The sequence below is a fragment of the Pontimonas sp. genome, from assembly GCF_031581085.1.
Classification (GTDB): domain Bacteria; phylum Actinomycetota; class Actinomycetes; order Actinomycetales; family Microbacteriaceae; genus Pontimonas.
In genome coordinates, this window is record NZ_JAVLBO010000001.1 from 1 (window position 1) to 12757 (window position 12757).

The window sequence follows — 12757 nt, forward strand, 5'->3', positions numbered from 1 at the left end:
CCCATCGCCAGCCTCCCCGGAGTGATGCAACACACCGTGGAGAGCCTTCGGGAGGTGGTGGGTGAAGCCGTGGCGGCCGGGCTTGGCGGTGTGATGGTTTTTGGCGTTCCCACCACGAGGGATCCGGAGGCGAGCCAGTGCGACGACCCCTCCAGCATCCTCCACCGCGGCGTATCAGCCGCAGTGGAGGCAGCGGCGGGAAACCTCGTCATCACCGCAGACCTCTGCCTCGACGAGTTCACCTCCCACGGACACTGCGGGGTGCTCGACGAATCCGGTGCGGTCGATAACGACCGCACCCTCGTGCGCTACCAATCCATGGCGGTGTCTCTGGCCGAAGTCGGTGCCCACATGCTGGGCCTCAGCGGAATGATGGATGGCCAAGTTGCCGCGGTGAGGGCTGGCCTCGATGAGGCCGGCCACACCGACACTGCAGTGTTGGCCTATTCGGCCAAATACGCCTCGGCGTTTTACGGCCCCTTCCGAGACGCCGTCGAGTCCACTCTGGAGGGCGATCGAGCGAGCTACCAGCAAGACCCGCGCAATCGGCTCGAGGCGAGGCGCGAAGTTCACCTGGACCTCGACGAAGGGGCAGACATCGTGATGGTCAAGCCCGCACTGTCCTACTTGGATGTCATTTCCGACGCCGCAGCCGTGTCCACTGTCCCGGTCGCCGCCTACGTGGTCTCTGGCGAGACCGCGATGATCGAATGGGCCGGCGAACAGGGAATTCTCGAGCGCGAGGCGGCAATCGATGAGGCCCTCACCTCGGTGCGGCGCGCCGGCGCGAGCATTGTGTGCACCTACTGGGCGCTGGATTACGCACGCCGCCATCACCCATCGAACCCCGCAAAGACGTCGAACCCCACAGAGAACGGACGCCCACGATGACCCCACGCACCGAATCACAGCGCTGGCACGAACGCGCCCAGCTCAGCATTCCCGGCGGCGTGAGTTCACCGGTCCGTGCTTTTTCCGCGGTCGGGGGGACACCGATGTACATGAAACGCGGCGTGGGCTCCCGTGTAATCGATATCGACGACAACTCATACGTTGACTGCATCGGGTCGTGGGGTCCGATGATCATGGGCCACGCCCACCCCGAAGTGGTCCAGCGGGTCGGCGAAGTCGCAGCCGATTCCTCCAGTTTTGGAGCACCCCACCAACACGAGGTTCAACTCGCCGAAGAAATTATCCGTCGTGTGGCTCCCGTCGAACGGGTGCGCTTTGTCTCCTCCGGCACCGAAGCAGTGATGACTGCGCTTCGAATCGCGCGGGCGGCGACCGGAAGAAACCTCATCGTGAAGTTTGCGGGCTGCTACCACGGCCACATGGATAGTTTGTTGGTCCAAGCGGGCTCCGGTGTCGCCACGCTCGCCATGGCCAATTCTCCCGGGGTGCCTCCCGGACACGTCGAAGACACCATCGTGGTCGCCTACAACGACGCTGAAGCTCTGCGGCAGGTCTTCGACGCACACGGCGAGAATATCGCCGCGGTAATCACCGAATCGGCGGCTGCCAACATGGGCGTGGTTCCGCCCACGACTGAATTTTCGGATGCCGTGTTTACCCTCGCTCAGGAACACGGCGCACTGGTGATCCTCGACGAAGTCATGACCGGTTTTCGCGTATCGCCTGCCGGATGGTGGGGTCTTGTCGATGGTCCCGCCGGTCGAGTTCCAGACCTCGTGACATTTGGAAAAGTCATCGGCGGAGGATTCCCGTTGGCAGCCGTGGGGGGTCGACGCGATGTGATGGAACTGCTCGCCCCCACCGGTCCGGTCTACCAGGCGGGAACCCTCAGTGGTAACCCGGTGGCGAGCATCGCGGGTCTCACGACACTGCAACTGTGCCAACCAGACGTGTACAACCACCTCGACTCGTTTGCCCACCAACTGGGTGAGGTTGTGTCTGAAGCGCTTAGTGCGGAGGGCGTGGCTCACCGTCTCCAGCGTGCGGGCAACCTGTTTTCGGTGTTTTTCACCCCCGATGAGGTGCACAACTTTGCTGATGCGAAGGCTCAAGACACCGAAGCCTTTGCCCGGTTTTTCCACTCGCTTCTCGACAACGGGGTCAGCATCCCGCCCTCGGCGTTCGAAGCCTGGTTTATTTCTGCCGCCCACGACCAGGATGACCTTCAGATTGTGGCCGACGCGCTAGTACCCGCGGCGAAGGCCGCCGCGGGAGCATCCAGGGGCTCCTGAGAATTTCCCCTGGAGTGACTCCCCTGCGCGGTGTTTCCAGCCAGACCCCTGCCGGAGTTCGTATAATTTTGGGGTGATGCACTCCCCCACCTACGACGCAAAGCAGGCGATGATCGTCGATGTCGCCCGGGAGATTGTCGTGGGACGCGGTCCGGAAGCGGTGACGATGAGTGGTCTCGCCGAAGGAAGTGGTCTCTCGCGCCCGGCGATCTATCAGTATTTTTCCTCCAGCGCCCATGTGCTTGGTGAGCTGGTGCTCAACGACATGGCGGATCTGAGCAATGAAGTGGAGCGAATCGTCGGGGCCGTGGAAGAGCCGACCGAGCAAATTCGGGCCTGGATTCACTACTGCCTGGCGTATTTGTCCACCGGGGAGCACCAAGCCATCATGACGATCGGCCGGTCGTCACTTCCCGAAGAACACCTCGGCGTGATTAAAGCCATGCACGGGTTCTTTATGGAACAGCTGGTGCGCCCGCTTGAAGCGCTTGGGGTTGACGACGCACAGTCGCTGTGCGGAATGATCTACGGTGCAGTCTCCGCCGCAGCGGGGAGAATCGCCGAAGGCGGAGAGTTCCTCACCGAGGCCCGTCTGTTGGAAACCTTCGTCGACGCCGGACTGGAGTCGACCCTGTCACAGCGGCGCTCAGGACACTCGCCAGAGGCGATTTAACCCCGGCACTGACCCCACGCGTTTCTTCTGCTGGCGCACAGGCCGATGGGTTAGATTGTGCGTATCTAGGCGGAATATTCGTCTCCCCGGCTGAGAAGTCACACCCGTGTTGAGACGAGGATTCATGTCTGTGGTAATCACCACACCCGCCCGCGGAGGCCAACGCACTGACCCCGCAGAACACCCCTACACGTCCGATTTTTCCGGCCTGATTTCGAGGGTGCGAGAAGCCGGCCTGCTGGCACGCCAGAGCGCCTATTACACCCGCATCATCATCGCCCTGAGCGTGCTGATGCTGGTGACCGTGGCCGCAATGGTGTGGATCGGCGCCAGCTGGTGGCAGGTTGCCCTCGCCCCGGTCATGGCCATCGTGTTCACCCAGTTTGCGTTCCTCGCCCACGAGATGGCGCACAAGCAGGTCTATGAAAAGGGTGCCACCAACGATCGCGGTGGCAAGATTCTCGCCAATTTGGTGGTGGGCATCAGCTACTCCTGGTGGATGAACAAACACTCGCGCCACCACGCCAACCCCAATACGGTCGGAAAAGATCCGGACATCGAATCCGATGTCATCGTCTTCCAAGAGGAGCACGCCTCAAAGACCAAAGGCCTGCAGCGCGCAATCACGAAGCGCCAAGGCTGGTTGTTTTTCCCCCTACTGACCCTCGAGGGCTTAAACCTGCACGTTCAAGGGTTCAAACGCGCATTTTCCAAAGAACCTCTCCAGGGACGAGCCAGTGAAATCACGATGCTTCTGGTGCGCCACGGCTTACTCTTTGCGCTCGTCTTCCTGGTGATGCCCTGGGGTGTGGCGCTGGTTTTCTTGGCCACTCAGCTGGCCGTATTCGGTGTCTACATGGGTGCCTCCTTTGCCCCCAATCACAAGGGCATGCCGATCATCCCCCGTGGTGAAAAGGTCGACTTTCTGCGACGTCAGGTCCTCACCAGCCGCAACATTCGAGGCGGTCGGATGATGGATGTGTTCATGGGGGGTTTGAACTACCAGGTGGAGCACCACCTCTTTCCCAACATGCCCCGTCCGTCGCTGGCAAAGGCAGCCGCCATGGTGAAGGACTACTGCAAAGAGCACTCGATTTCCTACACGGAGACCACACTGTGGCGCTCATACGGCACAGTGGTGGCCTATCTGAACCGAGTGGGCCTCCAGGCCAGGGACCCCTTTGACTGCCCCGCTCCCCACATGATCGGCCGTTAGAGCGAACTCTTCTTCTCGCGACGGTGTGCCTGGAGTCGCTCGATAATGGCGTCCAGGGCGCGGTTTTTGGCGTATCCGTTGAGTTTTTTCACCGGTTCACCACCCATTCGCTCGATGTTTTCCCTCGCACCCCACACCACCATGCCAATCGATGTCCAACCCACCATGAGCGCTTCGGCGAGGTTCTCGGTGTCCGACATGATGCGCTCCGGGTCAGCCGTTTCCGCCCACGAATTATCGGGCGTGACCACCCCCTCGCGCACATCCGCCGCGAGGCGGTAAAGCCGCGCATAGCTCAGTGAAAAACAGTCGCGGAGCTCGTCCCCGAAAAGATCAAACATGTGGGCGGAGGCGCGCTTCGCGGAGTGCGGGAAATGAAAAAACGCGGACCAACCGGGATACGCCTGCGCCCAGTCCGTTTGCGCGGTGACAAACGCCCGGAGTCTGTCTTCCGGTGTGGAGGGGGCGTCGATGGCTCGGGCCCAGAGGGTCTCACCGTGCTCCAGGTAGGCCGCGCGTCCGGCGTGAGCGATGAGGTGGGCCCAGCTCGCAAAGTTGTAGTTGATGGTGCTGGGCTGAACGCCCACCTCGCGGGCGATGTGAACTGAACTGGTATCGGTCGTGCCATTTTGCCCCACGATCTGAACCGTGGCGCGGATTAACTGATCTTTAATCGGTTTATCAAGCGAATCCGCACGTGGTCGGCCCGGACGGCGTCCGCCAAGTGTGGGATTTTGTTGAAAAACCATCGTCTTCATCCTAGGTCGAGCCGTGCCCTGGGACAACAGATTTATCACGTCACTCTCGGAGGTATTGCAACCCCACACTCTGAGGTTGTGAGGAAATATTGATTTGCTACTATCTCGTCTTGCTTCGTCATATCAGTCGGCAACGGTGCCGATTGATCAGAACAAGGGAGTTCTATGGCTACACGCACTGAGGAGGATGTCTGGGTTGACGCCCAGCAGTCCGCCGAGTTCCGCGCCCACCGCAAGCGGTATCGATCGTTTGTCTTTCCCTTCGCGGTGGGTTTTCTCGTGTGGTACTTCGGATTCATTCTGTTGACCACCTTTGCCCGCGACTTTGTCTCCACTCCGGTGTGGGGCAGCGTTAACGTCGCCTTCGTGCTGGCAATTCTGCAGTTCGTCACCACGTTCTTCATTGCGTGGCTTTATGACCGCTATGCCACTCGGCGCTTGGACGGCCCCGGGCGGGATCTCAAAAGACGCGTTGAAAGTGAGTTGGCCCAATGCTGATCGACAGCTCCGTTCTTGCCTCGACACTGTTCGCACTCTTCGTTGTCGGGACCCTGTATCTGGTCTACCGTGCCACGAAACAGCGCCGCGAAGTCACCGACTTTTACAACGCCGGTGGGCGCTTGAATGGCTTCCAAAACGGCCTGGCGATCTCCGCGGACTACATGTCTGCGGCGAGCTTCCTCGGCATCGCTGGGCTCATCTCGCTCTTCGGATTCGACGGATTCTTGTATTCGATTGGGTTCTTGGTGGCGTGGCTGCTCGCGTTGCTTCTGGTGGCGGAGCCACTGCGCAATTCCGGTCGATTCACGATGGGCGATGTGGTGGCCTTCCGGATGCGCCAAGCACCGGTTCGCACCGCAGCGGCGACCTCGACGGTGATTGTCAGCGTCTTCTACCTCCTCGCGCAGATGGTGGGGGCGGGCGCGCTCGTCGCCCTCCTTCTGGGTTTCACCAACCCGGAGGCGAAGAACTGGATCATCGTGGGCGTGGGACTGCTGATGATTGTCTACGTCACGGTCGGCGGAATGCGAGGCACCTCGTATGTCCAAATCACTCAGGCGTTCCTGCTCATCACCGGCGCCACCGCGATGACCGTCATGGTGTTTGCAAACTTCAGCTTCGACCTGAATGCTCTTCTGGACAAAGCTGCTGAGATGAGCGGTCAGGGCATCGCTTTTCTGGAGCCGGGTGGCCGGTTCGGTCCGGATATTGTTGGCGACCCCGTCGCCACATTAATCGGGAAAATCGACCTGATTTCGCTCGCCCTCGCCCTGGTGCTCGGCACCTCCGGGCTTCCCCACATTCTCATCCGCTTCTACACGGTGCCGAGCGCCAAAGTGGCGAGAAAGAGTGTGAACTGGGCGATTGGAAACATCGGCGCGTTTTACCTGATGACCATCGCGCTCGGATTTGGCGCGGCCGCCCTGGTCCCTCGAGAGGTTCTGGGTATGGGGGTGAATTCTGACGGGTCGCTGGTCAACACCAGTGGCAACGTGGCCGCACCCCAGCTCGCCCTCGAATTGGGGGGCGGCGACGGCAGCCTCGGCGGGGCCTTCATGGTCGCGTTTATTGGAGCGATTGCCTTCGCGGTCATCCTCGCCACCGTGTCAGGACTCACTCTCGCGAGCTCGTCCTCGTTCGCCCACGACCTCTACGCCAACGTGATTCGCAAGGGCAAAGCCACGCCGGCTGAAGAGGTTCGGGTGGCGCGCATTGCGGCGCTCGTGATCGGGGTGTTGGCCATTGTGTTGGCAATCTCCTCCCAGGGTCTCAATGTGGCCTTCCTCGTGGGGTTGGCTTTTGCCATCGCGGCAAGTGGAAACCTCCCCGCGGTGTTGTTGACCATGTTCTGGAAGAAGTTCAACACCAGGGGTGCGGTGTTCGCCATTTACGGTGGTCTGGGAGCAGCGCTGCTGCTGCTGGTCCTCTCGCCCAACTTTTCGGGAGCGGCCAACAGCTTTATTCCGTTGGCCACAGGGTTTGACATCAACGTCTTCCCGCTTCGAAACCCTGGGCTCATTTCCATCCCCTTTGGTTTCTTCATGGGCTGGTTAGGAACAGTCACCTCGAGCGAACGCGATGTCGCAAAGTACGCAGAGCTCGAAGTGCGAAGCCTGACCGGCGTAAAGATCGAGAAGCCCTCGACGCACTAAGCGACCGGGTTAAGAGACACACTCTGGGGGGTGTCTGCGGGCCATTTCTCACCCCGCAGACACCCCCAGAGTCACGCCTTAGAGAGTTTTCGCCGCCAGGACGAAAAGCTTCGCACCGATCCGGCGTGAGGCCTGCGCAACCACGGGTAGGGGTGGACCTCCGCGAGGTGGGCAAATTTCTTAAAAGACGGTACCGGGGCGAAAGTGACCGCCACCCGGTGCTCCTGGCTGAACTCGTAGGGGTCCCCGAGGAACACGCGGAGATCCCGCCGTGTGGCGAGATCTGCCAAGGTCTCCAGGTAGAAGCCCAGCCGCTTTGCACTCAGCTGCAGGGTCGAGAGCGCGGGTGTGTTGAAGACGAAGACGGCGGGAAGGTCCGGGTGTGCCTGAAGCGCCGGATCATCGTCTCCCAGGGAGTCGATAGTGAGCAGAACGTACTCGGGCGTCTCGCGCGTGAGGGGTGTTTTCGGCCCCGCTGTGGCCTCCGGGTCAGGGTCCACACTCAGTAGCGGCTCATCCGGCAGCTCGCGGGGCGCCTCGGTATCCGGGAAATTCTCAATCGGACAATTCGACGACAGCGGGCACCGACCACACAGTTCGGGTGCCCGTTTTTCGACCTGCCAACGCGCAAACCCATAGGGCTTGCCCGTGCCGGCACCGACCGTCCACTGCCAACCCAAAAGGTTGGCCGCTCTCGACCCGTCGATCAACTCACGGTGCATGCGCTCTTGGCCGTGAAGCCAGCCCGCGCCGTTTCGGACACTCCACTGTGAGGCCAGCCACATTCGGGTTTGGTTCACCAACCAGCCATCGGTTTCCAGCTCGGAGACCACCTCATCCACGCACGCCATATCGCGATTCCAGCCATCCCCCGGCGCATCCCAATTGGCCTCAAAGCGCAGGTTCGAAAAAAGCCTCGTGCCCACGCGAGCGTAGAGGTGGCGCGCGTATTCCTGCCACAACAGTTCGTCTCGAAACTTCTCACGATCGCGAGGCGGGGCGTCTTTCACGGCCCGATAGACCTGCCCCAAGGTCAACAGGTTGTGTCGAATATAGGGCGAAAGCACGGAAGCACCACGTCGCGCCCGTGGCAGCACTTCAGAGCGATTGGCGGCATAACCTGTGATGTCCAGGTTAGCCAAGGCCTGATCGGCGGCACTTTGGCCACCAGGAATCGAACTTAACTTCGCCGGACCGGAATACAGCCCCGAGAAATCCCGACGGATCACCTCTAGGGGGTCCTCAGTCACAGCCACCACGGGGAAGTCCATGAAGCTGGAGGCTACCCATCCAACATGATGACTCCTCCCAGCAATCAACTGCGCAAAACCCTTCGTGCGCACCGACCCGCTTAAGCTTCGGGCATGAACTCTGCACGAATCATTGCCCGTATTGTCTTGGGCGCAGCCCTCATCTTCGCCGGATTAGGCCACCTCACTTTTGGGCGGGCAGAATTTCAGGCTCAAGTTCCCCCCTGGCTACCCTTCGAAGCCGACTTCGTGGTGGTGGCTTCCGGTGTTGTAGAAATCACTTTGGGGGTGCTGCTCGTCGTGGCCCGGCGCTATCGACGACAGGTGGGCTGGGTCACCGCCGCATTCTTTGTGGTGATTTTTCCGGGAAATGTCTCCCAGTACCTCAGCGAAACCGACGCATTTGGGCTCAACAGCGATACCGCTCGGTTCACCAGGCTTTTTTTCCAACCACTGCTTATCCTGTGGGCACTCTGGGCCACCAACGCCCTGGCGCGCAAGACGACGCATAAGGCGCCGGGGCCAACCGCCTAAGGCAGCCTTCTGCTCGGTGACCGGCTGTCGTGTTCTGGGCCGTGTGTGAGCTCGCCCCACCCAAGGGGGCGGTGTGGTCCACACACTGCGCTAGAGTGTGGGTAACGGTGAACAGTGATTTTGTTCCCTGCGTCGTAGAACGCTCCCTCACCACCTGGTGGTTGATAATTTTCTCGCGGCGATCGGATGCATCACTCGATGCACTCGCCCCCCGTCAGGCTCTGCCTGGCACTACGTGATGAACATCATCACCAGAAAGTTCCTCATTACTATGAATACGAACAGTTTTTCCTCACTTGGCGTGCCCGCCAACATCGTCACCGCGCTCAGCCGAGCCGGGATTGACAGCCCTTTTCCCATCCAGATCGACACCCTTCCCGACACCCTGGCCGGCAAAGACGTGTTGGGTCGAGGCAAAACAGGCTCCGGCAAGACCCTGGCCTTTTGCATCCCGATGGTCGCACGACTCTCCGGCGAACTCGCCGGAGGAAACCGGCGGGCAGGCCGCCCACTCGGGTTGGTGCTCGCTCCCACCCGGGAGCTCGCCACCCAAATCACCAACGCCTTACGACCCCTGGCCGACGCGGTGAATCTTCGAGTGACCACCATTTTTGGCGGAGTGTCCCAAACCCGCCAGGTTCAGGCCCTTCGCGATGGGGTCGACATTGTGGTCGCGACACCGGGTCGACTAGAGGATTTGATGGGTCAAGGCCTCCTGCACCTGGATGCCATCGAGATGACGGTCTTAGATGAGGCCGACCATATGGCCGATCTCGGCTTCTTGCCCGTGGTGACCAGGGTTCTCAATGCGACACCCAATACTGGTCAGCGTTTACTCTTCTCCGCGACGCTCGATAACGGGGTCAATAAGCTCGTCGACCGCTTTCTCCACAATGAAGTCATGCACGCCGTGGACGAGGCGAACTCCCCCGTCACCCAAATGACCCATCACGTCTTCGACACATCAAGCGTCGAGGCGAAAAAAGAGCTTCTCTACACCCTGGCGTCAGGAACGGGGCGGCGACTGTTGTTTATGCGCACCAAGCACCACGCAAAAAAACTCGCCAAAGCCCTCACCCAGGCGGGTATCCCCGCGGTTGATCTCCACGGCAACCTGTCCCAGCCCGCCAGGGATCGAAACCTCGCGGCTTTTAGTGACGGCTCCGTCAATGTTCTCGTCGCCACAGACGTTGCCGCCCGGGGCGTCCACGTCGACAACGTGGATTTGGTCATCCACGTGGACCCACCGATGGAACACAAAGCGTATTTGCACCGCTCTGGGCGGACCGCCCGTGCTGGAGCACAGGGCGATGTGATCACGCTGTGTCTTCCCACACAAAAAAGTGACCTCGCCACCCTGTTACGCAAGGCCGGCATTGCCGTCAGCCCGATCAGCGTCACGTCACAGTCACCGGAGGTACTTGCCCTTGTGGGTGACGTCGCACCGTATGTGAAGCCCACACCCGCAGAACACCAACAGCACGGTGGCGCCCACCGGGGTAATGGGACTTCTACTGGTGCCAACGCACAGCGTAAAAGAGCGCGTCGTGGTGGGGTGAGCCAACCAGCTCGTGGCCGCAGCACTCAGGCAGGTCGCACAGGCCGCACTGGGGGTGGCCGGCCGAACACCGACACCCGGCGCTCACAACAGCGCTAAGACTCCCGGGAAAAGGGTGACCCTGGTCGACGCGGAGGGCGGGTCTCGATAACAGCCTCGCACACGGGGACCTCGGCAACAGAGCACAGCGCTCTGGCGCGGCAACCAATACAGCTGCCAGCCATCGCGGAGACTATTCGTGTGCCGCGACCGGCGTCAGCATCTCAAAATCGGGCTCTACTCCCAGGCCCGGTCGATCATTCATAAACATCCGACCGTTTCTCACCACCGGTCCACCCTCCGCCAATTTGGTGGTGTTGTAATTATCAAGATCGGTGGTGTTGAGCAGTTGTTTTGCGGGTGTGCTCGCGGCAAGGTGAGCGAATGCCGCGGTGGCAATCGAGCTGCCCCACGCATCTTCAATGGTCATCGGAATGCCTGCGTCTACACAGATATCGCGAATGACCCGGGAGACTGTGAGTCCACCAAATTTACTCACTTTCAGGGATATTGCATCCATGGCATCCTCTCGGATCGCCCGCTGGAGATCCTCAACAGAATTGAGACTTTCATCCAGCTTGAGGGGGTGAATAAGGCGCCCGCGCACCGAGAGAACTTCATCGAAGCTTCGCGAGGGTTGTTCGAGATAGAGATCCACGTCACTGACGGCGTGTGAGAACCGTATCGCTTCGTCTCGACGCCATGCTCCGTTAATGTCACCCACCCACAATTCATCGGAGGGACGGTCATCGGATAACTGCCGAATCATGGCCACGTCTTGGTCGACGTCGTGGCCCAGTTTGATTTGAATGCTCCTGAACCCCTCACTGCGGAATTGCTCGAGTGACTCTTGCATTTGAGAAAAGTCAGCCAGCGGAACAATGCGGTGGACTGGCATGGACTCCGCCTGCAAGCCACCCAGCAGGGTGTATACCGGAAGCCCCGTGGCTTTGCCGAGAATATCCCAACACGCCATGTCGAGCGCGGCTTTGGCTACCTGCTGGCCAGAAAGTTCCAGGTTCATTTTCCGGTACACGACCGAAGTATCTCGAGGGTCGAGGCCGATAATGTGTGGCGCGAGAAGCTCGATGGCTGACGGAATTCCTTCGGCGTAGGCGGGCATGTAATTGGGTCCGCACGGCGACACTTCGCCATACCCAACAACGCCGACGTCGGTCGTGATTGCCACCACAACACTCGGAAAAACCTGGTGTGATCGCCCACCCGCAAAGGAGTAGGCGTCGCCGGCATAGGTCAAATCAGCGGAATAAACGGAGATGGACGCGATTTTCATGCAACTCCTCGCTCTCTAAGCCAGAGCTACGGGGTCTCCACGTCTCCTCTGTGGCCTTGACAGTAGCATTTGCTTACTGGAGTCACTGTAACCACGTGCCAGCCCGAGTCACCAGCCCGAGTCACCAGGCGCCACAGGGGCGGGGCCTGGAGCGTCTCCCGCTCATTCCATGCGGACGCCCCCGTTGACGTCGTATGTCGCTCCGGTAATAAATCGCGCTCTCGGCGACACCAGCGAAGAAATAATCCAGGCAACGTCTCCCGGTGCCCCAAACGAGCCCAGCGGCACTTGAGCACCCAGACCCTCACGCATGTCATCGTCTAGCTGCATCGTCATTGGTGTGGTGATGAAGCCCGGGCTTACGCAGTTAACCCGGATTCCCTCCGGCGCCAACAGTCGGGCAAAGCTCTTCGAGATCGCAAGAATCGCTGCCTTGCTCGTGGCGTAATGAACCGGTGCCAGAATGCCGCCGACCTGGCCCGCCAGAGACGACAGATTGACAATGGCCCTGTCTCCCGTCGCCTCCCGCATGAGAGGCAGGCACGCCCGCGTGAGAAAAAATGTGCCTCGCGCATTGGTTTGCAGGACAAAATCCCACTCTTCTTCCGTGATGTCCTCAATCGTCGTGTACGGAAGGACACCCCCGTTATTGACTAACACATCGAGGCTTCCCCAGCCCTCTGAAATGTCGTCGACGAGTGAGGCAATCGATTCCGAGTCACGCTGGTCAAATTGAGAGACGCGCACATCAGGGGCGCCAAGCTGCCGACACTGTTCGGCGACGGCCTCGGTCTCTGTCACCCGGGAGCCGTACGTGAGCCAGAGGGAATAGCCTTCCGAGGCCAGTTGCCGGGCAGTCGACTCCCCTATTCCTGAGCTCGCGCCCGTGACAAGCGCTTTCCGCGGTTCCATAGAGAAATGCTAGGGCAATTTGTCCCAGGGCACACTGTGGTGGGTGCACCGCAGGGCGCATCTGGCAACCAGACCACCGGAGCGCGACGATGTAGACTCGCGGGGACGCTCCTCCCCAGATTAATGGGAGGCTACTGGTCTCCATGAGACGCCTCCAGAAAACGGT

The 12757-nt window shown here is 60.4% G+C and carries 12 protein-coding genes; 8 read left to right on the forward strand and 4 right to left on the reverse strand.

The annotated features are described in order from the left end of the window. From hemB to RI518_RS00020, 4 genes are all read left to right on the forward strand, one after another. Positions 1 to 891 (forward strand): porphobilinogen synthase (hemB, locus tag RI518_RS00005; RefSeq protein WP_310689069.1); only part of this gene is annotated, 891 nt, incomplete at its 5' end. Continuing rightward, positions 888 to 2204, forward strand: a complete 1317-nt coding sequence (gene hemL / locus RI518_RS00010) for a glutamate-1-semialdehyde 2,1-aminomutase (RefSeq protein WP_310671762.1) — start codon at positions 888 to 890, stop codon at positions 2202 to 2204. The genes hemB and hemL, both read left to right, overlap by 4 nt. A gap of 76 nt (positions 2205 to 2280) precedes the next feature. Continuing rightward, positions 2281 to 2877, forward strand: coding sequence for a TetR/AcrR family transcriptional regulator (locus tag RI518_RS00015; protein WP_310671820.1), 597 nt, complete (start codon positions 2281 to 2283; stop codon positions 2875 to 2877). A gap of 124 nt (positions 2878 to 3001) precedes the next feature. Next, a complete protein-coding gene (locus tag RI518_RS00020; RefSeq protein ID WP_310689070.1) occupies positions 3002 to 4093 on the forward strand; it encodes an acyl-CoA desaturase in 1092 nt (363 codons plus the stop codon). On the opposite strand, the gene RI518_RS00025 is transcribed toward RI518_RS00020, so the two are convergent. Beyond that, a complete protein-coding gene (locus tag RI518_RS00025) occupies positions 4090 to 4842 on the reverse strand; it encodes a TetR/AcrR family transcriptional regulator (RefSeq protein ID WP_310689071.1) in 753 nt (250 codons plus the stop codon). The genes RI518_RS00020 and RI518_RS00025 overlap by 4 nt on opposite strands. A 174-nt stretch (positions 4843 to 5016) precedes the next feature. Here RI518_RS00025 and RI518_RS00030 point away from each other — a divergent pair, with 174 nt between their 5' ends. Both RI518_RS00030 and RI518_RS00035 read left to right on the forward strand, forming a co-directional pair. Continuing rightward, positions 5017 to 5349 (forward strand): DUF485 domain-containing protein, encoded by a 333-nt coding sequence (locus RI518_RS00030; protein ID WP_310671759.1) that lies wholly within the window; start codon positions 5017 to 5019, stop codon positions 5347 to 5349. Next, on the forward strand, positions 5343 to 7004 hold the full coding sequence (locus RI518_RS00035) for a cation acetate symporter (protein WP_310689072.1): 1662 nt from the start codon (positions 5343 to 5345) through the stop codon (positions 7002 to 7004). Before RI518_RS00030 ends, RI518_RS00035 begins: the two co-directional genes overlap by 7 nt. 71 nt (positions 7005 to 7075) lie before the next feature. Here the strand turns inward: RI518_RS00035 and RI518_RS00040 are convergent, their stop codons facing one another. Continuing rightward, complete coding sequence (locus RI518_RS00040; protein ID WP_310671757.1) at positions 7076 to 8260, reverse strand: FAD-binding domain-containing protein; 1185 nt, start codon at positions 8258 to 8260, stop codon at positions 7076 to 7078. 108 nt (positions 8261 to 8368) lie between these two features. On the opposite strand from RI518_RS00040, the gene RI518_RS00045 reads away from it, so the two are divergent. Continuing rightward, complete coding sequence (locus tag RI518_RS00045; protein ID WP_310671756.1) at positions 8369 to 8788, forward strand: DoxX family membrane protein; 420 nt, start codon at positions 8369 to 8371, stop codon at positions 8786 to 8788. Between the two features lie 271 nt (positions 8789 to 9059). Further along, on the forward strand, positions 9060 to 10445 hold the full coding sequence (locus RI518_RS00050; protein WP_310689153.1) for a DEAD/DEAH box helicase: 1386 nt from the start codon (positions 9060 to 9062) through the stop codon (positions 10443 to 10445). Between the two features lie 133 nt (positions 10446 to 10578). Here the strand turns inward: RI518_RS00050 and RI518_RS00055 are convergent, their stop codons facing one another. Next, on the reverse strand, positions 10579 to 11679 hold the full coding sequence (locus RI518_RS00055) for a mandelate racemase/muconate lactonizing enzyme family protein (RefSeq protein ID WP_310671754.1): 1101 nt from the start codon (positions 11677 to 11679) through the stop codon (positions 10579 to 10581). A gap of 162 nt (positions 11680 to 11841) precedes the next feature. Further along, positions 11842 to 12591: an SDR family oxidoreductase gene (locus tag RI518_RS00060; RefSeq protein ID WP_310671753.1), complete on the reverse strand. Its 750-nt coding sequence runs from the start codon at positions 12589 to 12591 to the stop codon at positions 11842 to 11844. Between the last annotated feature and the right edge of the window lie 166 nt (positions 12592 to 12757).

Excerpts from the sequence above, each read along its gene's own strand:
- RI518_RS00025 (WP_310689071.1), bottom strand. The coding sequence starts at position 4,842 with ATGGTTTTTCAACAAAATCCCACACTTGGCGGACGCCGTCCGGGCCGA.
- RI518_RS00030 (WP_310671759.1), top strand. The coding sequence starts at position 5,017 with ATGGCTACACGCACTGAGGAGGATGTCTGGGTTGACGCCCAGCAGTCC.
- RI518_RS00050 (WP_310689153.1), top strand. The coding sequence starts at position 9,060 with ATGAATACGAACAGTTTTTCCTCACTTGGCGTGCCCGCCAACATCGTC.
- RI518_RS00020 (WP_310689070.1), top strand. The coding sequence starts at position 3,002 with ATGTCTGTGGTAATCACCACACCCGCCCGCGGAGGCCAACGCACTGAC.
- hemL (WP_310671762.1), top strand. The coding sequence starts at position 888 with ATGACCCCACGCACCGAATCACAGCGCTGGCACGAACGCGCCCAGCTC.
- RI518_RS00045 (WP_310671756.1), top strand. The coding sequence starts at position 8,369 with ATGAACTCTGCACGAATCATTGCCCGTATTGTCTTGGGCGCAGCCCTC.
- RI518_RS00015 (WP_310671820.1), top strand. The coding sequence starts at position 2,281 with ATGCACTCCCCCACCTACGACGCAAAGCAGGCGATGATCGTCGATGTC.
- RI518_RS00060 (WP_310671753.1), bottom strand. The coding sequence starts at position 12,591 with ATGGAACCGCGGAAAGCGCTTGTCACGGGCGCGAGCTCAGGAATAGGG.
- RI518_RS00035 (WP_310689072.1), top strand. The coding sequence starts at position 5,343 with ATGCTGATCGACAGCTCCGTTCTTGCCTCGACACTGTTCGCACTCTTC.
- RI518_RS00055 (WP_310671754.1), bottom strand. The coding sequence starts at position 11,679 with ATGAAAATCGCGTCCATCTCCGTTTATTCCGCTGATTTGACCTATGCC.